At 62.7% G+C, this 18,788-nt stretch carries 20 protein-coding genes; all 20 read left to right on the top strand.

Annotation, left to right across the window (positions count from 1 at the left end; translation table 11 throughout):
* Positions 1-380: 380 nt before the first annotated feature.
* Positions 381-1,274, top strand: a complete 894-nt coding sequence (gspC, locus tag L4X63_RS00850) for a type II secretion system protein GspC (protein ID WP_250676698.1) — start codon at positions 381-383, stop codon at positions 1,272-1,274.
* A 38-nt stretch (positions 1,275-1,312) separates the two neighbouring features.
* The gene (gene gspD, locus L4X63_RS00845) at positions 1,313-3,262 is read left to right on the top strand and encodes a type II secretion system secretin GspD (RefSeq protein WP_502799890.1); all 1,950 of its coding nucleotides are present in this window, start codon (positions 1,313-1,315) and stop codon (positions 3,260-3,262) included.
* A 66-nt stretch (positions 3,263-3,328) separates the two neighbouring features.
* Positions 3,329-4,885 carry a type II secretion system ATPase GspE gene (gspE, locus tag L4X63_RS00840; protein WP_502799889.1) on the top strand — a complete coding sequence of 519 codons (1,557 nt, stop codon included), beginning with the start codon at positions 3,329-3,331 and terminating at the stop codon, positions 4,883-4,885.
* Positions 4,866-6,068: a type II secretion system inner membrane protein GspF gene (gene gspF, locus L4X63_RS00835; RefSeq protein ID WP_250676696.1), complete on the top strand. Its 1,203-nt coding sequence runs from the start codon at positions 4,866-4,868 to the stop codon at positions 6,066-6,068. Before gspE ends, gspF begins: the two co-directional genes overlap by 20 nt.
* Positions 6,069-6,130: 62 nt before the next feature.
* Entirely contained in the window at positions 6,131-6,574 is a 444-nt protein-coding gene (gspG, locus tag L4X63_RS00830; RefSeq protein ID WP_250676695.1) for a type II secretion system major pseudopilin GspG, read from the top strand.
* 225 nt (positions 6,575-6,799) lie between these two features.
* Positions 6,800-7,315 carry a prepilin-type N-terminal cleavage/methylation domain-containing protein gene (locus tag L4X63_RS00825; RefSeq protein ID WP_250676694.1) on the top strand — a complete coding sequence of 172 codons (516 nt, stop codon included), beginning with the start codon at positions 6,800-6,802 and terminating at the stop codon, positions 7,313-7,315.
* Complete coding sequence (locus tag L4X63_RS00820; protein ID WP_250676693.1) at positions 7,312-7,659, top strand: type IV pilus modification PilV family protein; 348 nt, start codon at positions 7,312-7,314, stop codon at positions 7,657-7,659. Before L4X63_RS00825 ends, L4X63_RS00820 begins: the two co-directional genes overlap by 4 nt.
* Complete coding sequence (locus L4X63_RS00815; protein ID WP_250676692.1) at positions 7,634-8,272, top strand: type II secretion system protein GspJ; 639 nt, start codon at positions 7,634-7,636, stop codon at positions 8,270-8,272. Before L4X63_RS00820 ends, L4X63_RS00815 begins: the two co-directional genes overlap by 26 nt.
* On the top strand, positions 8,269-9,219 hold the full coding sequence (gene gspK, locus L4X63_RS00810; protein ID WP_250676691.1) for a type II secretion system minor pseudopilin GspK: 951 nt from the start codon (positions 8,269-8,271) through the stop codon (positions 9,217-9,219). The genes L4X63_RS00815 and gspK overlap by 4 nt, the downstream gene beginning before the upstream one ends.
* Entirely contained in the window at positions 9,219-10,508 is a 1,290-nt protein-coding gene (gene gspL, locus L4X63_RS00805; RefSeq protein ID WP_250676690.1) for a type II secretion system protein GspL, read from the top strand. The genes gspK and gspL overlap by 1 nt, the downstream gene beginning before the upstream one ends.
* Complete coding sequence (locus L4X63_RS00800; protein ID WP_250676689.1) at positions 10,505-11,053, top strand: general secretion pathway protein GspM; 549 nt, start codon at positions 10,505-10,507, stop codon at positions 11,051-11,053. Before gspL ends, L4X63_RS00800 begins: the two co-directional genes overlap by 4 nt.
* Positions 11,050-11,889 carry a type II secretion system protein GspN gene (gene gspN / locus L4X63_RS00795; protein ID WP_250676688.1) on the top strand — a complete coding sequence of 280 codons (840 nt, stop codon included), beginning with the start codon at positions 11,050-11,052 and terminating at the stop codon, positions 11,887-11,889. Before L4X63_RS00800 ends, gspN begins: the two co-directional genes overlap by 4 nt.
* A gap of 378 nt (positions 11,890-12,267) precedes the next feature.
* Positions 12,268-13,002: an amino acid ABC transporter ATP-binding protein gene (locus tag L4X63_RS00790; RefSeq protein ID WP_250676687.1), complete on the top strand. Its 735-nt coding sequence runs from the start codon at positions 12,268-12,270 to the stop codon at positions 13,000-13,002.
* Between the two features lie 168 nt (positions 13,003-13,170).
* The gene (locus L4X63_RS00785; protein WP_250676686.1) at positions 13,171-13,989 is read left to right on the top strand and encodes an ABC transporter substrate-binding protein; all 819 of its coding nucleotides are present in this window, start codon (positions 13,171-13,173) and stop codon (positions 13,987-13,989) included.
* Positions 13,990-14,129: 140 nt separating this feature from the next.
* On the top strand, positions 14,130-14,837 hold the full coding sequence (locus L4X63_RS00780; protein WP_250676685.1) for an amino acid ABC transporter permease: 708 nt from the start codon (positions 14,130-14,132) through the stop codon (positions 14,835-14,837).
* A gap of 2 nt (positions 14,838-14,839) precedes the next feature.
* On the top strand, positions 14,840-15,541 hold the full coding sequence (locus L4X63_RS00775; RefSeq protein WP_250676684.1) for an amino acid ABC transporter permease: 702 nt from the start codon (positions 14,840-14,842) through the stop codon (positions 15,539-15,541).
* Between the two features lie 142 nt (positions 15,542-15,683).
* Positions 15,684-16,574 carry a cytochrome C gene (locus tag L4X63_RS00770; RefSeq protein ID WP_250676683.1) on the top strand — a complete coding sequence of 297 codons (891 nt, stop codon included), beginning with the start codon at positions 15,684-15,686 and terminating at the stop codon, positions 16,572-16,574.
* 76 nt (positions 16,575-16,650) lie between these two features.
* Positions 16,651-17,037, top strand: a complete 387-nt coding sequence (locus L4X63_RS00765; protein ID WP_250676682.1) for a DUF948 domain-containing protein — start codon at positions 16,651-16,653, stop codon at positions 17,035-17,037.
* Positions 17,038-17,049: 12 nt separating this feature from the next.
* Positions 17,050-17,364 (top strand): YtxH domain-containing protein, encoded by a 315-nt coding sequence (locus L4X63_RS00760; RefSeq protein WP_250676681.1) that lies wholly within the window; start codon positions 17,050-17,052, stop codon positions 17,362-17,364.
* Between the two features lie 105 nt (positions 17,365-17,469).
* Positions 17,470-18,780, top strand: a complete 1,311-nt coding sequence (locus L4X63_RS00755) for a YhjD/YihY/BrkB family envelope integrity protein (protein WP_250676680.1) — start codon at positions 17,470-17,472, stop codon at positions 18,778-18,780.
* The last annotated feature ends 8 nt before the right edge of the window (positions 18,781-18,788 follow it).

The raw sequence follows: 18,788 nt of genomic DNA, 5'->3' as shown, positions 1-18,788 counted from the left end.
ACCTGTTATCCGCCGGGGGAGGTGAGGCCGCCGGGGGAGGGGACATTCCTTTTTAAACGGAGGACGGGGCGATATCGGCGTCAATCTGCTGACGAGTCAAAAAAATGTGCGCAGCAGGGGGCGGCGGAGGCCTTATGAAAACGGCGGCTCGAAGGTCTTCATGGGAGCGCCATTGCAATGAGGGAGCCGTTTAGCTACAATGAAGTACCCGTTCGTCCGCCCAGCTCCTGAAGTGGCACGCCACTTGCTGTAAACGGGGTCGGCTCATAAGTCCCGAAGGCCGGCCGACTCATTATAGCGTTCCCTTTTTTGAGTTGCATAACGCGGGTCCATCTAATATATTCAGACAGTTCTAACGCTAGGAAATCAAAGGGCCCTTCATGCCGCGGTGGATTCTTCCCCTCAACGTTCTGCTGGCCGTGCTGGCTATCGCAGCCATGGCGCTTATCGCCGCCGACCTGGTCAGTTTCAAGATTTCCTCTCTTTATCCGCGAACCGCCCGACCCGCCGCCCAGCAATCGACTCAGTCTCCGGCTTCCGAGGATCTGCAGAGCTTCTCGGCCATCCTGGAAAAAGGGCTTTTCGGGAAGGCCACCCAGGGCAAGCTGACCCCGATCAGCCAGGCTCCGGCCGGCGCTCCCGGTGCGGCGGCTGCGGCGGCTCCGGCCCCCTCGGCCGGCGACCTGACCCTGCTCGGGACCGCGGTCGGTTCCTTCCGGGAAAGCTTCGCTTTGGTCGCCAAGGGGACCACCCACGAGGAGCGGGTCTTCCGGCTGGGAGACATCGTCTTTTCGGCGGGGCCGCTGGTGGCGGTCAGGAAGGACGTGGCGGAGATCCTGGTGGGAGGAAAGCGTGTCAAGATCCTGACGCCGACCGCGGCCGCGGCGGCGGCATCCACTCCCGCGGCGGCCCCCGCCCAGTCGGCGGCCGGAGGTCTGGCGGCCGCCACCGGGTCCGGGAATTACGTGGTAGACCAGCGGGCCCTGAACGCCGCCCTCGACAACATCGGGCAGGCGATGACCGACGCCCGGCTCCTTCCCAGCATGAAGGACGGCAAGGTCGAGGGGTTCCGCGCCTCGGAGGTGAAGCCCCAGGGGATCTTCGGCACCATCGGCATCAGAAACGGCGACGTGCTGATGAAGATCAACGACTTCCCGATCGATTCCCCGGAGAAGGCGATCCAGTCCTTCGCCTCGCTCAAGGGGCAAAGCCGCATCAAGCTGGACCTCGTCCGCGACGGACAGCCCACCACCTTCACCTATGACATTCGATAGAGAATGCATTCTCTTTGAACATTGACAGGAGAGATGACTTGAAAAGTCGATTCGCACGTACCATTGCCATGCTGATGTTCCTGCTGGCCGCCCCGAACCTGGCTCTGGCCAAGGGGGTGGTGCTGAACTTTACGGACGTGGACATCGCCACCATGGTGAAATTCATCAGCGACCTGACCGGGAAGAACTTCGTGATGGACGACCGGGTCAAGGGGAAGATCTCCATCTTCTCGCCGACCAAGCTCTCCAACGAGGACGCCTACAACGTCTTCACCTCGGTGCTGGAGCTCAAGGGGTTCACGGTGGTACCGGCGGGGAAGGTGATGAAGATCGTCCCCACGGCGGCGGCCAAGCAGTCCGGGATGAGGGTGCTGGTGGACGGCGAGCGGTCGGTGGTGAACGATACCTACCAGGCGCGGGTCCTCCCGCTGCAGCACATCGCTCCCCAGGATGCGGTGAGCGTCCTGCAGCCGCTCATCTCCCGTGACGGGCAGATCACCGCCTTCGGCAGCAACATGCTCCTGTTGATCGACTCGGCCCTTAACGCCCAGAAGATCATGGGGATCCTCAAGTACGTCGACACCGACCAGGTGCGCGAAAAGCCAGAGCTGGTCTTTCTCAAAAACGCCTCCGTGGACAGCGTCCTCAACGTGGTGAAGGACTGGCTGGGGGGGCGCAGCGGCAAGCAGGCGGCCGCGGCAGGTGCGGGGGGAGCTCCGGCAGCGAGCTCCGGCACCACCAGCGTGGTGGCCGACACCCGCCTGAATGCACTCATCGTCTTCGGCTCGGAAAAGGACAAGCGGGACGTGAGGAACCTGGTCTCCCTGGTCGACGTGGTCCCGCCCACCACCAGCAGCAAGGTGAACGTCTACTACCTGGAGAATGCCGAGGCCGCCGAGGTCGCCAAGGTGCTCGAGGGGGTGGTGAAGGGTACGGCGGCAACCGCCGCCCCGGCCACTCCGGGCGCCGCTGCCGCACCGCAGGCAGCCGTCTTCGACAAGCTGAGCATCACTCCGGACAAGGCCACCAACTCGCTGGTTGTCGTGGCCTCGCCCACCGACTACCAGAACCTCGTGCAGGTGATCCAGAAGCTCGACCGCAGAAGCCGCCAGGTTTTCGTGCAGGCCATGATAGCCGAGGTCTCCATCAACAAGGCCAAGGCCCTCGGCGTCCAGTGGGGCTTTTTGGGTGCCGCCTCCAACGGTTCGGTTTCCACCGCGGCGAGCTTCGACCCCTTCAACACCTTTGCCGGGCTGGGATCCACCCTCGCGGCACTGACCACCGCCGGGGTCTCGGTCAGTAACCTGAACCTCCTGGGGAGCGCCGCCAACTTCCCGGTGGTGCTCCAGGCGCTGCAGACCAACGGGGCCTTGAACGTCCTTTCCACCCCGAACGTGATGACCAGCGACAACAAGGAGGCGGAGATCTTCGTGGGCGAAAACGTCCCCTTCCTCTCCGGGACCAACCTGACTTCCACCGGCCTTTCCCAGCAGTCGATCGAGCGGAAGGACACCGGTATCATCCTCAAGATCAAGCCGCAGATCAGCGAGGGTGAGTACATCAAGCTCGACATCTACCAGGAGATCTCGGCAGTCAAGGACTTCGGCACCGCCACCAACCCTAACCTCGGGAGCACCAAGCGCTCCGCCAAGACCTCGGTGGTGGTGAAGAACACGGACACCGTGGTGATCGGCGGGCTGATCCAGGACCGCGACCAGGTGACGGAGAGCAAGATCCCGCTCTTGGGCGATATCCCGGGGCTTGGGTGGCTCTTCAAGACCAAGAACACTACGCGCGAGAAGACCAACCTGTTGATCATGCTCACCCCGCGGATCATCAAGGACGCCCGCGACATGGCCGACGCCTCGACCTCCCAGAAAAACAGCTTCGCCGACGCGGCAAAGAGCGAGAAGCAGCTGAACGTCCCGGAGGCGATCAAGGCGACGCCGGCAGTGGCGCTGCCGGCGCCGGCGCCGCCGGCCCCATAAAGGTACCCTCCTTTCCCCCTCCCCTGGAGGGAGGGGCGTTTCTTTAAGGACCACATGCCAGAATTGATGACGGACATAGAAAATGTGGCGACCCGGCTGGGGCTTCCCTTCCAGGCGGAGATCGACGACAGCAAGGTGGACACGGGGCTCGTTAACCGGATTCCGCTGAATTTCGCCCGCAACAACCTGCTCCTTCCCCTGCGGCTGGAGGACGGCATCATCGTGGCGGCCAGCGCCGACCCGGCCAACCTCCTCGCGGTTGACGAGATGGCGGGACTCTTCGGCCACCCGGTTTCCGTGGTGGTGGTCCCGCGCCCGGCGCTCCTCGATGCCGTGAACCGGCTCTACGCACGGCTCTCCGGCTCCTCCGCCCAAGAGGTGGTCGAGGAGCTCGAAGGGGAGGAACTCTCCGCCGTCGCCACCTCCTTCAACGAACCGCGCGACCTGATGGAGCTGACCGACGAGGCGCCGGTCATCAGGCTTTTGAACTCCATCCTCTTCCAGGCGGTCAAGGAGCGGGCGAGCGATATCCACATCGAGCCGTTCGAGCGGGATCTCGAGGTCCGCTTCCGGATCGACGGCCTCCTCTACAAGATGCTTTCGCCCCCCAAGGTGATCCAGGAGGCGCTCACCTCCCGTGTGAAGATCATGGCCGGGCTCAACATCGCCGAGAAGAGGCTCCCGCAGGACGGGCGCATCAAGATCAAGGTCGCGGGCCGCGACGTCGACATCCGTGTCTCCCTCATCCCGACCTATTTCGGCGAACGCGTGGTGCTGAGGCTTCTGGACAAGCAGCGGGGGATCCTCTCCCTGACCGAGATCGGCCTTTCCGGGCGTAACGACGCCCTGATGGGGAGGCTCCTCTCCCGGACGAGCGGGATCATCCTGGTCACCGGCCCGACCGGTTCCGGTAAGAGCACCACCCTCTACGCGGCGCTCAACCAGATCAACTCGCCGGAGAAGAACATCATCACCGTCGAGGACCCGATCGAATACCAGCTGAAAGGGGTAGGGCAGATCCAGGTCAATCCGAAGATCGAGCTGACCTTCGCCGCCGGGCTGCGCTCCATCCTGCGCCAGGACCCGGACGTGGTCATGATAGGCGAGATCCGCGACGCCGAGACCGCGGAGATCGCCATGCAGGCGTCGCTCACCGGCCACCTGGTGCTCTCCACCCTGCACACCAACGACGCCGCCACCGCGGTCACCCGCCTGATCGACATGGGGATCGAGCCGTTCATGGTCGCCTCCTCGCTCTCGGCGGTGCTCGCCCAGCGCCTGGTCCGGGTGATCTGCCCGCACTGCAAGGAGTCCTATGTCCCGGAGACGAGTTATCCCGGGGTGGAGCTCCCGCCGGTCCTCTACCGCGGGCGCGGCTGCGAGAAGTGTTTCAACCTCGGCACCGTGGGGCGGATCGGGATCTACGAGCTCCTCACCATCGACGCCGAGCTCTGCTCGATGATCATCCGCCAGGCTTCGTCCGGCGCCATCAAGGAGTACGCCACTTCCAAGGGGATGCGGACCTTGCGTGACGACGGAATGGAAAAGGTCGCCCGGGGGATCACCACCATCGAGGAGGTCCTGAGGGTAACCCAGGAGGACTATGCCGATCTTTCGCTATAGCGCCTTCAATGCCGCCGGCGCGGAGGTCTCCGGTGTGGTCGATGCCCCGACTCTCAACGAGGCCCGCGTCCAGCTCAAGCAGAAAGGGCTCTACGCCAAGGACATCGCCCCGGCCGCCGAGGCCGGCGGGAAGGGGCTTTTAAAGTCTCGCGTCAGCGTCCCCGACCTCTCGCTGGCCACCCGCCGGCTCGCCACTCTCTTGGGGAGCGCGGTACCGGTCTACGAGGCGGTAGCGACCCTCTGGGAACAGGAGCCGCCGGGGGAGCTCAAGCGGGTGCTTGGGCGGGTGCGCGACCGGCTGGCTGAAGGTCAGGGGCTCGCCCAGTCGCTCTCCGCCGAGCCTGCGGTCTTCTCCGAGAGCTATGTCGGCATGGTGGCGGCCGGTGAGGCGTCCGGCGCCCTGGAAGTGGTGCTGGAGCGGCTGGCCGAGTTCCAGGAAGACCAGGCGGCAGTCAGAAGCCGGGTCATCACCGCACTGATCTATCCTGCCATCATGGTAGTGGTGGGGACCGGTGTCATGCTGGTCCTCCTCGCCTTCGTGGTCCCCAAGATCGTCACCGTATTCCAGCAGAACAAGGCGACCCTCCCGTTCATCACCATCGTCCTCATCAAGGCCAGCACCCTGGTAAGGAAAGGGTGGTGGGCGCTCCTTTTGGCGGGGGGCGGCGTCTACTACGCCCTGAAACGGATCTCCAAGGACGAGGAGATGGTCAAGAAGCGGGACCGGCTCCTCTTGAAGGTTCCCCTGGTGGGGGCGCTCTGGCGGCAGCTCGTGCTGTCGCGTTTCACCAAGGTCCTCGGGCTCCTTTTGCAGAGCGGGGTGCCGATCATCAAGGCGATGGACATCACCGGGGAGGCGGTCGTCAACCGGGAGTACAAGACCTTCCTGGCCGAGGCGCGCGAGACGCTGATCCAGGGGGGGAGCCTCTCGGCGGCGCTCAAGGCGAGCCCGCTCTTTCCGCCGCTCCTTACCCACATGGCGGCGGTCGGCGAGAAGAGCGGCGAGCTGGACCGGATGCTGATCAAGTCCGGCGACGCCTTCCAGAACGAGTTCAACGCCTCGGTCACCCGCTCCATGGCCCTCCTCGAACCGATGCTCATCCTCGGCATGGGGCTCGCCATCGGCTTCATGGTCATCGCGGTGCTGCTCCCGATCATGGAGATGAACGAGCTGGTGAAATAGCAGAAGATTTACTCCCGTCGCCGACGGGCTGATGCGTAAAAGTCCAACACGGAGAGGTACACATGTTGAAGTTGAAAGAAAGCCGCGGCTTCACTCTTATCGAACTCATGGTGGTCATCGTCATCCTCGGCATCCTGGCAGCCGTGGTCGCGCCGAAAATCATCGGCCGGAGCGACGACGCCAAGATCTCCGACGCCAAGGTGCAGATCCGCAACATCGAGACCGCGCTGAAGCTGTACAAACTCGACAACGGTTTCTACCCCTCCACCGACCAGGGGCTCCAGGCGCTGGTCACCAAGCCGACTACCGGCAAGATCCCGACCAAGTACAAGGACGAAGGGTACCTCGAGAACAAGAGCGTTCCCAAGGATCCCTGGGGGACCGACTACGTCTACCTCTCCCCGGGCGAGCACGGCGATTACGACCTCTACTCCTTCGGGGCCGACGGCGTACGCGGCGGCGATGGCAAAAACGCCGACATCGAGAGCTGGAACCTCGGGAAGTAGTGCCGGTGCCGCAAGGCGTGGGGAGCGGACGAGCTGAATCCGGAACGTAAAGCCATGACAATATCTCGCCGGCGCCAAGCTTCGAGCTTCTCACCCTCTTCTCCCCCCTTTGAAAAAGGGGGGGCGGGGGGGATTTGCTGCAGCCGACGCTTGGAGAAAATCCCCCTAAATCCCCCTTTTCCAAAGGGGGACTTTCTTCTCAGGAGGATCGGGGCTAGGGGGGCAATGGTAAGGTACCAGGCGGGATTCACCCTGATCGAGATGGTCGTGGTGATTCTCATCGTGGCCCTGGCCGCGGCGGTGGTGGTGCCCCGTCTGCCGGCGCCCGAGGGGACCAGGCTGAAGAACTCCGCCCGCAACTTAGCCTCCGGCATCCGGTTCCTCAACGATCAGGCCATCGTCACCAAGGGGATCTACCGGCTGCACCTGAACATCTCGGAGAGCACCACCTCGATTGCCAAGCTCAGCTCGGGAGGCGAGGAGGGGGCCCCCGACGATAACTTCATGGGGCGCCGGCTGATCGAGGAAGGGATCACCATCGAGGACGTGCTGGTCCCCCAGCTCGGCAAGGTCTCGGAAGGGGAGGTGGTCCTTCCCTTCGGTCCCGGCGGCTACTCCGACTGCATCGTCGTCCATCTGAAGGGGGGCGAGGAGCACTACACGGTGATCGCCTACCCCTCCGGCGGCAAGGTCCAGGTGCTGGAAGGATACAAGTCGCTCGACGGGGAGGTGGTCTCGTGAGAGGTTTCACGCTCCTCGAGGTGATGATCGCCCTCGCCATCGCGGCCGGTGTGCTGCTGACGGTGATCTCCTCCCTCAACTACAACCTCGCGCTGGTGAGCAGCGACGCGGAAGAGACCACCGCCGTGCTGGCCGGCCGGGCCAAGCTCGACGACCCCGAATTCGCCAAAACCCAGGACACCGAGGGTACCTTCAAGGAGCACCCGGAGCTGAAGTGGGGGCGCGAGATCACCCCGGTCCCCGATCTTCCGGGGCTCAACCGGATCGTTTTGACCGTCAGCTGGGACGACGGCAAGAAGAAGGTTTCCCTGGTCCAGTATGCAGCCAAGAATGCTCAACAGTAAGGGATTCACCCTGATAGAGCTGCTGGTGGCACTGGCCCTCATGGTCATCCTCACCGGGGCGCTCTACGGCACCTATTTCTCGGTGACCGCGGCCCGCGAGCGCGGCGGCGCCCGGATCGAGGCGCGGCGCGAGCTCTCCTCGACCTTGGGACGGCTCCACAACGAGATCGCCTCGGCCTACTTTCCCGCCATGGGGGCCAATACGGCCAGTAAGGCCATTTTCAAGGTCGAGGACCGCGACGTCTTCGGCAAACCGGCGTCGCTCATCGCCTTCACCTTCTTCGCTCCCCCCCGGGTGGACACGGCCCCGGGATCCGGGCTGACCCTGGTGAGCTACTTCGTCCGCGAGAAGGATGGGGTGCTGACCCTGGTCCGGGAGTCGCGCGACCCCTATTTCGACACCACGGTGAAGAGCTATCCCTACCCGGTCATCGATCAGGTGGAGAGCTTCCTGGTGGAGTGCTACGACGGTGGGAAGTGGGTTAAGACGTGGGACTCCGCGCCGGGCTTCAACCCGGGAATCCCTAACGCGGTGCGGATCACGGTGACCACCAAGGGGGGCGGAACCTTCACCACCATCGCCTCGCCGGGGATGAAGCGGGGGGCGCCATGAGAAACGAGCGCGGCTTCGCCCTGGTCATCACCCTGATCGTCACCGCCCTGCTGGTGGCGCTCCTGGTGGAATTCATGAACGAGGTCTATGTCGACACCTCGCACAGCCACAACTTCGCCGCTTCGCAGCAGGCTTCGCTTCTGGCGGAGTCCGGGGTCACCGGCGCCATGAAGCTTTTGCAGATGTCGAGTCTCCTGCGGCAGGGGAGCAAGAACAGCGCCTACTCCTCGCTCTTGGAGCCGTGGGCCAAGCCGCAGAGCTACGACGCCGGGGTGGGGACGGTCTCCTTCACCATCGAGGAAGAGACCGGCAAGTTCAACCTGAACACCGCCACCACCCCCAACGGAACCCGTAACGACCAGACGGAGATGGCGCTGCGCCTTTTCAACAAACTGAAGATCCAGGGGGCGGGGGACCTGATCGACACTCTGCTCGACTGGGTAGACACGAACGACGCCCCTCACCCCGGCGGAGCCGAGACCAATTATTACCGGGCGCTGAAGGTCCCCTACCAGGCGAAGAACGCAAGGCTCGAAACCGTTGACGAACTCGCCCTGCTCAAGGGGTACACCCCGGCCCTGGTGGACAAGCTGAAGCCTTACGTCACCGTGTACGGCAGCCAGTCGGATTCCGAATCCGCCACCCAGGTCAATGTCAACACCGCGCCGAGAGAGGTGCTCTGCGCACTCGACACCTCCCTCACCGACGACAAGGTGGACAGCATCATCGACGCCCGGAGCAAGAAGCCGATCGCTTCCATAGGCGATCTCAACGCCATCTCCGGCATCGAGTCCATCTCCATGAACTTCTCAACCAAGGTCTGCTACCAGGGTTCCGTCTACCGGATTCATTCGGAGGGTAAGGTCGGGGAGAGTGTGAGTGTGGCGGAAGCGGTAGTCAGGATGGGTGGCACGCAGCCCCTCATCGTTTATTGGAGAGAGTATTGATGGATATCCTGGTCGTCCAGCTGAAGACCGATGAATTGATCCTGGCGCGCTTTAGGCCCAAGCGGGGCGGCGTCGGGTTTCTCTCCGCCGAGCGCCACGCCGTCACCGGTGACGAAGAGGTGGCCCGCATCCTCGCCGAGGCGGTAGCCGCCAGCGGGGGTGATCACCGGGTCGCCCTGGCGCTTCCCCCTTCCCATCTGTTCATGAGGGAAGTCCAGCTCCCCATCTCCGACCGGGCCAAGGTCCGCGAGCTGCTCCCCTTGGAGCTCAAGGGGGAGACCGCGCTCGATACCGACGCGGTGGTCTTCGACGCCCTCCCGCTCACCGACGGCAGAATGCTGGCGATCTGGGGACGGCTCCACGAGCTCACCTCCCGGATCGAGCTTTTGAAGGGGGCGGGGGCCGAGCCGGAGACGGTGACGGCTTCGCTTTTCCACTGGAACAAGCTCGCCCCGGAAACGGGCGACGTCGCGGTGACCGATGGCGAGGCGCTGGCGGTCTACGCCAACGGCGTCACCTCCTTTTGCCGGGCGCTCCCCCCGGGTTCCGGCGAGGACGAGGTACACCGCACCCTCACCGCGCTGGAGCTCTCCCGCGAGGTGAAGGTGGAGCGGGTCATCTCCCATTCCAACCAGTCGGCCGAGGGCGAGACGCTGGCCAAGGCCTCCCCGTCGCTTGCCGAGTCCTTCGGCGGCGATGCCCACGCCGCCCACGACCTGGCCGGCGCCTACGCGGTGGCTGCCGCGGTGGCCGACGGAAGCGCCATCAACCTCCGCCGCGGACCGCTCGCCTACACCGCAGGAAACGAAAAGCTCTACCGCAAGTTGCGCATGACGGTTCTCCTCGCCGCCGCCGTGGTGCTTCTCTTCCTCGTCGAGAGCGGCGTCCGCTTTTACCTCGTGAAGAGGGACCTCGCCTCGCTCGACAAGTCCATCTCCGGGATCTACCGCGAGGTTTTTCCCTCCCGCAAGAAGGCGGTGGACGAAGTCTCCGAGGTCCGTGCCGAGATCAAGCGGCTGGAAGGGACGAGGACCAGCAGCAACGTGTTGAAGCTCCTCCAGGACCTCGCCCTGGCCAAGAACGACGATATCGGCGGGATCTACGAGACGGAGATCACCGGCACCGATGTCCGCCTGAAGGGTGACGCCAAAAGCGCCGAGGCGGTCAACGCCTTCAAGGGGCGCGCCGCCCCCCTCTTTGCCTCGCTCGACGTCGGGGAGGTCAAGTCGCGTCCCGACGGGAGCGTGACCTTCACCCTGACCGGAACCCTCAAGGGGGCCCAGAAATGACCCACCAGGAACTGATCGCCAACTTCCAGCGGCTCGACGTCCGCACCCGGCAGCGGCTCGGGATCGTGCTGGCCGCCTTGCTGATCGTCGTGGTGACCCTCTCCGCCATCAACAGCAGGATCTCCGCGCTGGAGAAGAAGAGACGGGCCCGCGAGGCGGACGTCAGCGAGATGATGCGGCTCAAGATCCGCTACCAGGGCGCCAACGCCGTGGCCCAGCGGATGGCCAACCGGCTGGCGTCCACCAAGCTCGACGACACCCCCGCCAAGATCATCGACGAGATCGGGATCAAGGGGCGCGGCGTGCAGGTCAAGCCGGTCAAGGGTGACGACATCCCGGGCTACCAGGAAGACGCCGCCGACATCAAGATCGACGCCCTCACCGCCAACGAGCTCGCCAACCTTTTGTTCCGGCTGGAGAAGGGGACGCGGCCGGTCACCGTCAAGAAGGCACTCGTCAAGCAGCGTTTCGACGATCCTTCCAAGCTGGACGTCACCCTCACCGTTGCCCTGCTCAAGCCGGCTCCGGCCGCGACCGCTCGATGAAACAGCGCCTCGTCTACTACGTGGCCGGCATTCCCGCCGGCCTTTTGGCCTTTCTCTTCCTCACCCTCGTCTTCACCCCCAACGACGCCATCAGAGGGGTGATCGTGCGGGCGGCGGAGAATGCCGGCTACACCGTCGCCTTCACCGGCTTCGGCAAGGCCTTCCCGGTCGGGGTCAAGGCCGACAACGTCGAGATCTCCTCGGACAAGGGGTCTCTTCTCAAACTACGCAGGGCACGGGTCCGTCTGGAGATTTTCCCCCTCTTCACCGGCAAGGCGGTTTTCGCCTACCATGCCGGGGTAGGGGCGGGGGGAGAGCTCTCCGGCGAGGCCACCGCGGGACGGACCCAGGGGTGGAACCTGAAAGGGAATGGGATTCGGCTGGAGGACGTCCCCTTCTTCACCTCGGTGGCCGAGGCCAAGGTCCGCGGGGAGCTCAAGGTGGACGGCCAGGTGAAGATGGTGAACCACGCCCCGGAGGGTGACATCAAGCTGGAGGTGCGGGGGGCCGAGCTGGGCGGGGTGAAGATCGGAGCCATGCCACTTCCCGACGCCTCCTACCGCCAGGTGCGAGGTGCGCTCGCCATCACCAAGGGGAAGGCCGACCTCAAGAGCTTCACCCTGGAAGGGGACGGCATCTACGTCCGGCTGAAAGGGGCCAGCGTCCTTGCCAACCCGGTTGCCAATTCCCCCCTCGACCTCACCCTGGAGATGATGCCCAAGCCCGAGTTCCTCGAGCGTCAGAAGTTCGTCTTCCTGCTGCTGGTCAAGTACCAGACTTCCCCCGGCGCCTACTCCATACCGATCCGCGGCACCCTCGGACACCCATCGATCTAAGTTCCCGGCTCCTTCTCCCTCCTGCGGCTCATCTCCCTGTCCCCCCGTTGCGAAGGAGGGACAGGGGGAATTTCAGCGGACTTCCCGGCTCACGCAAACCCGATTATTTCCCAGCCGCTTTCAACGCTTCCCTGACCCCCGTCCTCTCTCCCGGGGCACGTGGCAAAGTGGAAAGCGCACTGGCACAGAAAATAAGTTCAATCACACAGTTGCACAATCTCGATCACCTCGTATGATATAGATCCGGGATTTCTGACAATGCCGTTTTAATTTTGTTCAGGACGGCCAAACTTTGAGTTGCAATTCATGTAACTGTTACTTAAGATGCAACGGATTTCCATCCGTTTTCCTTGTATCCAAGAGCCTCTGGGAGTTCAGATGATTACCTTCGAGGGTGTCCACAAGTGGTTCAAGAAGCTGCATGTGCTTAACGATATCAACCTGCATGTCAAACCAGGTGAAGTCGTCGTTGTCTGCGGTCCCTCCGGAAGCGGCAAGTCGACCCTGATCAGGACTATCAACCAGCTGGAACCGATCAACGAAGGACGCCTGGTCGTCGACGGCATGGATCTCTCCGACAAGAAGACCGACATCAATAAGCTCAGGGCCGAGGTCGGTTTCGTATTCCAGCAGTTCAACCTCTATCCGCACCTTTCGGTGCTTTCCAACATCACCCTGGCCCCCATCAAGATCAGGAAGACTCCCAAAAAGGAGGCCGAGGAGCAGGCCATGGCGCTCCTGGAGCGCGTCGGGCTGGCCGTGAAGAGGGATGCCTATCCCACCCAGCTCTCCGGCGGGCAGCAGCAGCGCGTCGCCATCGCCCGGGCGCTGGCGATGAAGCCGCGGATCATGCTGTTCGACGAGCCGACCTCCGCCCTGGACCCGGAGATGATCGGCGAGGTGCTGGCGGTCATGCAGGATCTGGCCAAGAGCGGAATGACCATGGTGGTGGTAACCCACGAGATGGGATTTGCCCGCGAGGTCTCCGACCGGGTGGTCTTCATGGACGCCGGTGTCATCCTCGAGGAGAGAGAGCCAGAGGCATTCTTCAAGAATCCCCAGCACGAAAGGGCGCAGCAGTTCCTGAAACAGCTGCTCTCGCCCATGCATTGATTAGCCCGGTCCTCGCCCTGTCCACTCCCTGGAGAGAGGGGAACTTGGCTGGCGGAGTTTTCCGAGTATCGCCTTTCTCCCGGTCACCCCTCATCGGGGGCGGCTGGGAGGAGGATAGTCGTCGTACCTTTTCATGCTGCACTACCATTAACTCAAGGAGGATGCACGATGAAGAAACTGATGACCCTGTTTGCCGCTGTACTGCTGGTCGGCACTCTCGCCCACAGCGCCCTCGCTGCCGGCGACACCCTGGCCGAGGTGAAAAAGAAAGGTGTGCTGGTGGTCGGCGTGAAGGACTCCCTTCCCCCCTTCGGCTACATCGACGAGAAGACCCGCGAGATCGTCGGGTACGACATCGACTTCTGCAAGTACATCGCGAAGAAACTCGGCGTGAAGCTTGAGCTCAAGCCGGTTACCTCCGCCAGCAGGATGCCGCAGCTCGAGGAAGGCAACATCGACATCATCGCCGCCACCATGACCAAAAACCCGGAGCGCGCGAAGCAGATCGACTTCTCCTACACCTACTTCCTGACCGGCCAGAAGTTCATCACCCCGAAAGGGAAGGTGAGGAGCCTCAAGGACCTGGCCGGCAAGAAGATCGGCACCGCCAAGGGTTCCACCTCCGAGCAGAACGTGAAGGCCGCCATCCCGACCGCCACCGTCCTCTCCTTCGACGACTATCCGCAGGCCTTCCTGGCCCTGCAGCAGGGTAAGGTCGCCGCCGTCACCACCGACGAGTCCATCTTGGCCGGTATCCTCGGCAAGGCTCCCAACAAGAACAAGTTCGAGATCCCGAACATCCAGATCTCCAACGAGCCCTACGGACTCGGCATGCGCAAAGGCGACACCAACTTCGTGAAGTTTGTCGACAAGACCCTCCTCGAGATGGAGAGAAACGGCGAAGCCCGGAAGATCTTCGAGCGCTGGTTCGGTCCGAAGACCTCCACCCCGCTCAAGCGCACCTTCAAAATCACCGCTGACAAATAAGGTCCGCCTTGCCCCCCTTCCCATCCGGAGGGGGGGCAGGGATACCCTCGCGAGAGGGTGCTGCCACCTGCCGCTCCCCTGAAGGGGGAGGGGATGCCGATGCGTTATCCGATGAGTAGATAAACCATAGAGGCTCGTTGATGCTCAATTATCATTTCGACTGGTCGATCATCACCTCGGGTAAATACTTCGAGTGGCTCGTCTCCGGCGTCAAGGTGACCCTGGAGCTTTCCGCCATCTCCATCGTCTTCGCCTTCGTTTTGGGGCTCTTGCTGGCCGTGCTCCGCATGAGCCAGGTGAAGCCGGTCCGTTACATCGCACTGGCCTACCTGGAGTTCTTCAGGAACACCCCGCTGCTGGTCCAGATCTTCTTCTGGTACTTCGGCTCCTACAAGATCCTCCCCCAGGCCGTCAACGACTGGCTGAACAACACCAACTTCGAATTCGCCGCCGCCGTCATCGCGCTCTCCATTTACACCTCGGCCTTCATTGCGGAGGACATCCGCTCCGGCATCCTCTCCATCCCCAAGGAGCAGATGGAAGCCGCCCGCAGTGCAGGGTTCTCCTACCTGCGCTCGATGCAGTACATCATTCTTCCCCAGGCGGTGCGCATCACGGTGCCCCCCCTGGTGAACCAGTTCCTGAACCTCGCCAAAAACTCTTCGCTGGCGATGACCATCGGCGTTGCCGAGCTCACCTACCAGGCCCGCCAGGTGGAAAGTTACACCTTCAAGGGGTTCGAGGCCTTCGGGGCGGCCACCGTCGTTTACCTCGTCATCTCCAGCAGCATCACCTTCCTGGTGTATCAGTATGACCGGCGGGTCCTCAACCCGCACAAGGCGGCATAGCGATGGAACCGTTCCTCGATTTTCACGTCATCGCCGACAACATCACCTACTTCATGATCGGCCGCTACCCCAACGGGCCGCTCGGTGGATTCGCCCTCACCATCTGGCTGGCCGTGGTCTCCTGCGTCCTTTCGCTCTTCGGCGGCCTCGTCCTCGGGCTTTTGAGCATCTCGCGGCAGCGCCTGATCCGGATCCCGGTCATGGTGTTCATCAACACGGTCCGCGGGCTCCCGCTTTTGATGGTGATCTTCTGGATGTACTTCCTTCTCCCGCTCATCCTCGGGAAGACCACCCCGGAAAGCGAGACCGTCATCATGGGGCTCACCCTCTTCACCTCCGCCTACATGTCCCAGATCGTCAGGGCGGGGATCGAGGGGATCCCCAAGGGGCAGACCGAGGCTGCCCTCTCCACGGGGCTCAAGCCGTGGCAGGCGATGCTCTACATCGTCCTCCCCCAGGGGCTTCGCAACATGATCCCCTCCTTCGTGAACCAGTTCGTCTCGCTGATCAAGGACACCTCGCTGGCCTTCATCGTGGGGGTCTCCGAGCTGACCCACGTAGCGACCCAGATCAACAACCGGACCATGGCCTACCCGACGGAAATCTTCATCTTCATCGCGGCGGTCTACTTCGTGATCTGCTACGCGTTCACCTCCCTTTCGAGGCTGCTGGAACGCAAACTTGCCTGGAACAAGTCGATGTAGCCCCCTAAATTCCGCCGGGGCCCAAAATAACGACGATCCGCGACAGGCAATGGTTGACAAGCACCTAAAGACGTTATATAAATCCGTGATTAAAATCCGTAATTAAATTAAACTCGATTTATTTAAAACCAAGGAGGGGGCAATGAGAGTAGCAAGACTAATCAACCTTATACCGGCATTCGTACTGACCGTTCTGGTCGGGACGGCAATGGCCGCTGACCCCGCACAGCCGGTTGCCAAGCTGACCAGCGCTGACTGCGTAAAGTGTCACGAGGCTCCGCCGCGCGATATCGCAGCCAACGGCGGCAAGCACAAGACCGAGGTCACCTGCCAGGACTGCCACCAGGGTCATCCCCCCAAGGTTAAGCATCCCATCCCGCAGTGCAACATGTGCCACACCGACAAGCCGCACTTCAAGCTCCAGGGCTGCCTTGGTTGCCACACCAACCCGCACACCCCGAAGATCATCAAGTTCGGCAACAACGTGACCGACCCCTGCCTGACCTGCCACACCCAGCAGATCCAGCAGCTGCGGGCGAACCCGAGCAAGCATACTGCCCTCGCCTGCTCCTTCTGCCATAACGTTCACGGCTTCAAGCCGGCTTGCACCAAGTGCCACAACTCGCACTCGGCTGACATCACCGCCAAGGACTGCTCGGCCTGCCACAAGGCTCACCAGCCCAAGAACGTGACCTACAAGTCCGACATTCCGCCGAAATACTGCGCCGCCTGCCACAAGCGCGCCTACACCCTGCTGAGCGCCAGCCCCTTCAAGCACAGCAAGCTCTCCTGCGCTTACTGCCACAAGGACAAGCATAAGACCGTTCCGCAGTGCACCCAGTGCCACGGCAAGCCGCACGCCGCCGCCATCCACGCCAAGTTCACCAAGTGCGGCGACTGCCACAACATCGCCCACGACCTGAACCACTTCGTCCAGGACGCCGAGGCGAAGAAGGCCGCCGCTGCCCCGGCTGCTCCGGCTGCCCCGGCTGAGAAGGCTCCTGCCAAGGCCGTGAAGCACAAGAAGAAGTAACACCCCTGCCAACGACGGGGAGGCCGCATGACGGCCTCCCCGTTTTTTCATTTCCGAATCTTCCAGGGAGGCTCGCATGCTTTTGCTCCAGATCACTTCCGCGGTGACGGCCCTGACTCTGGTGATCCTCGCCCTCTGTCTGATCCCCGTACTCGCCGAACTCAAGAAAACCGCCGCCACCTTGCGGTCGGTATCGGAGACCCTGCAGTCCGAGCTCCAGCCGCTCATCGGCGATCTCCGCTCCACCCTCTCCGACGTCAAGGTGGTGACCAGTGCTACTGCCGCCAACGCGGAAGGGGTGAACCTTCTGCTGGAAGAGCTGGGGCACGCCGGCCACAACATCCGGATGATCAACAAGATTATCGGCGTCGCCACCCAGGTTACCAACACCTCTTCGGCCTGGATTACCGGGGCCAAGGTTGCGGGCCGCTACATAGCTGATAGACTTATTAAAAAAAAATAGGGGGGCACTTTCATGGCAAAGGATAAGGATATCGGGACCGGGACCATGCTTCTTTCGTTTCTGGCTGGCGCAGCGGTAGGCGTCGGAGCCGCTTTGCTCTTCGCGCCCAAGACCGGCGAGGAGATGCGCGGCAAGATCCGCGATCTGGCCGACGATGCGGTCGACAAGATCAAGGAGTACGCCAACGAGGCCCAGGAGAAGATCCGTACCACCTACGAGGACGGCAAGGATCTGGTCCTGGAGAAGAAGAGCATCATCACCTCGGCCATCGAAGCAGGCAAGCAGGCGATGGACCGGGAAAAGGAAAAACAGCAGGCGCAGCTCTAACGGAGCCCGTCCCCTGAAAAGCCCACTCCGGTGGGCTTTTTTCTTTCCAGCCCTTAGCTTTTCGATCGGGAATTTATGGACGGAACGTCCGCTAACAAGGGGTTCATGCAGAGACTGTGGGAGCTCGACCCAGCAGCCTATCCGGGGGCAAAGGGGCGCGGGATCAAACTCCTTCACTTTCTCGTCTACGTCGGGACCAATTTCTTCAGCCACGACGCCTTCCTGCGCGCCACCGCACTCTCCTTCACCACCGTATTATCCCTCGTGCCGCTGCTCGCCCTCTGTTTCTCGGTCCTCAAGGGGCTGGGCGCCCAGAACAAGCTGGCCCCCTGGGTCATCAACCAGATGGCGGCGGGCTCCGAGGTGGTGGTCACCCGCATCATCACCTACATCGGCAACACCAACATGAGCTCGGTCGGTGCCATCGGTGTCGCCGCCCTCATCTACACCTCGATCTCCATGCTCTCCAGCATCGAGGACGCCTTCAACGCGGTCTGGGGTGTAGGGGAGACCCGCACTTTCTACCGGAAGTTTAGCGATTACCTGAGCGTGCTGGTCAGCGCGCCCATCCTGCTGCTGGCCGCTACCAGTATCGCCACCACCCTTCAAAGCCCGCACCTTATGGGGTGGTTTTTCGAGTACGCATACCTGGGAGACGTCTTCCTTTTCCTCTTGAGTCTCATTCCCTACCTGACGGTCTGGGCCGCCTTCTTTCTCCTCTATCTCTTCATCCCCAACACCCGCGTCCGCTACATGTCGGCCCTGATCGGCGCGGTCCTGGCCGGAACCCTCTGGGAGCTTGCCCAGTGGATCTACATCCATTTCCAGGTGGGAGCCGCCCGCTATAACGCCATCTACGGCACCCTGGCCGCGCTCCCCATCCTGATGGTCTGGATCTACACGAGTTGGATCATCGTCCTCTTCGGGATGGAGGTGGTGGCGGCACACCAGCACCGGAGGACGTTCCGCCGCGACATCCGCGGTGAGGCCATCAGCCACTCGCTGCGCGAACTGGTCGCCCTCGCCGCCCTTCGCCACATCGTCGAGGCCTTCGAGGCCGGCGCACCCGGCTGGAACGACGAGCAACTGGCGCTGAGACTGCGGGTGCCGCTCCGGGTAATGAGCGACATCCTCTCCCAGCTGGTCGACTCCGGATTCATCGTCCAGACCGGCGGGATCCGCGGCCCCTACTACCCGGCCAAGGAGCCCGACCGGGTCCCGCTGGCCGACCTCGTGCTCGGCCTGAGAGGACATGGAGCATCCGCTCCCATCCCCGGTGAGGAGCAGGCGGCCGAGCTTTTGCTGATCGCCGACCGGGCGGTCGTGAAGGCCTTCGAGGGACTGACGATGAAGGATCTGGTGAGCCCGGAAAAGTTCCCGCCCGGCGTTGACAAAGGGGGACCAGTTGCCTTATAGTGGCGCGA

It is taken from the genome of Geomonas sp. Red32, assembly GCF_023652955.1.
GTDB lineage: Bacteria > Desulfobacterota > Desulfuromonadia > Geobacterales > Geobacteraceae > Geomonas.
This window is presented reverse-complemented; position numbering and strand designations above follow the sequence as displayed.

Bases quoted from the DNA above. Each gene is read 5' to 3' on its own strand.
- gspC (WP_250676698.1), top strand. From the start codon at position 381: ATGCCGCGGTGGATTCTTCCCCTCAACGTTCTGCTGGCCGTGCTGGCT.
- gspE (WP_502799889.1), top strand. From the start codon at position 3,329: ATGACGGACATAGAAAATGTGGCGACCCGGCTGGGGCTTCCCTTCCAG.
- gspF (WP_250676696.1), top strand. From the start codon at position 4,866: ATGCCGATCTTTCGCTATAGCGCCTTCAATGCCGCCGGCGCGGAGGTC.
- gspG (WP_250676695.1), top strand. From the start codon at position 6,131: ATGTTGAAGTTGAAAGAAAGCCGCGGCTTCACTCTTATCGAACTCATG.
- L4X63_RS00825 (WP_250676694.1), top strand. From the start codon at position 6,800: ATGGTAAGGTACCAGGCGGGATTCACCCTGATCGAGATGGTCGTGGTG.
- L4X63_RS00815 (WP_250676692.1), top strand. From the start codon at position 7,634: ATGCAGCCAAGAATGCTCAACAGTAAGGGATTCACCCTGATAGAGCTG.
- gspK (WP_250676691.1), top strand. From the start codon at position 8,269: ATGAGAAACGAGCGCGGCTTCGCCCTGGTCATCACCCTGATCGTCACC.
- gspL (WP_250676690.1), top strand. From the start codon at position 9,219: ATGGATATCCTGGTCGTCCAGCTGAAGACCGATGAATTGATCCTGGCG.
- L4X63_RS00800 (WP_250676689.1), top strand. From the start codon at position 10,505: ATGACCCACCAGGAACTGATCGCCAACTTCCAGCGGCTCGACGTCCGC.
- gspN (WP_250676688.1), top strand. From the start codon at position 11,050: ATGAAACAGCGCCTCGTCTACTACGTGGCCGGCATTCCCGCCGGCCTT.
- L4X63_RS00790 (WP_250676687.1), top strand. From the start codon at position 12,268: ATGATTACCTTCGAGGGTGTCCACAAGTGGTTCAAGAAGCTGCATGTG.
- L4X63_RS00785 (WP_250676686.1), top strand. From the start codon at position 13,171: ATGAAGAAACTGATGACCCTGTTTGCCGCTGTACTGCTGGTCGGCACT.
- L4X63_RS00780 (WP_250676685.1), top strand. From the start codon at position 14,130: ATGCTCAATTATCATTTCGACTGGTCGATCATCACCTCGGGTAAATAC.
- L4X63_RS00775 (WP_250676684.1), top strand. From the start codon at position 14,840: ATGGAACCGTTCCTCGATTTTCACGTCATCGCCGACAACATCACCTAC.
- L4X63_RS00770 (WP_250676683.1), top strand. From the start codon at position 15,684: ATGAGAGTAGCAAGACTAATCAACCTTATACCGGCATTCGTACTGACC.
- L4X63_RS00765 (WP_250676682.1), top strand. From the start codon at position 16,651: ATGCTTTTGCTCCAGATCACTTCCGCGGTGACGGCCCTGACTCTGGTG.
- L4X63_RS00760 (WP_250676681.1), top strand. From the start codon at position 17,050: ATGGCAAAGGATAAGGATATCGGGACCGGGACCATGCTTCTTTCGTTT.
- L4X63_RS00755 (WP_250676680.1), top strand. From the start codon at position 17,470: ATGCAGAGACTGTGGGAGCTCGACCCAGCAGCCTATCCGGGGGCAAAG.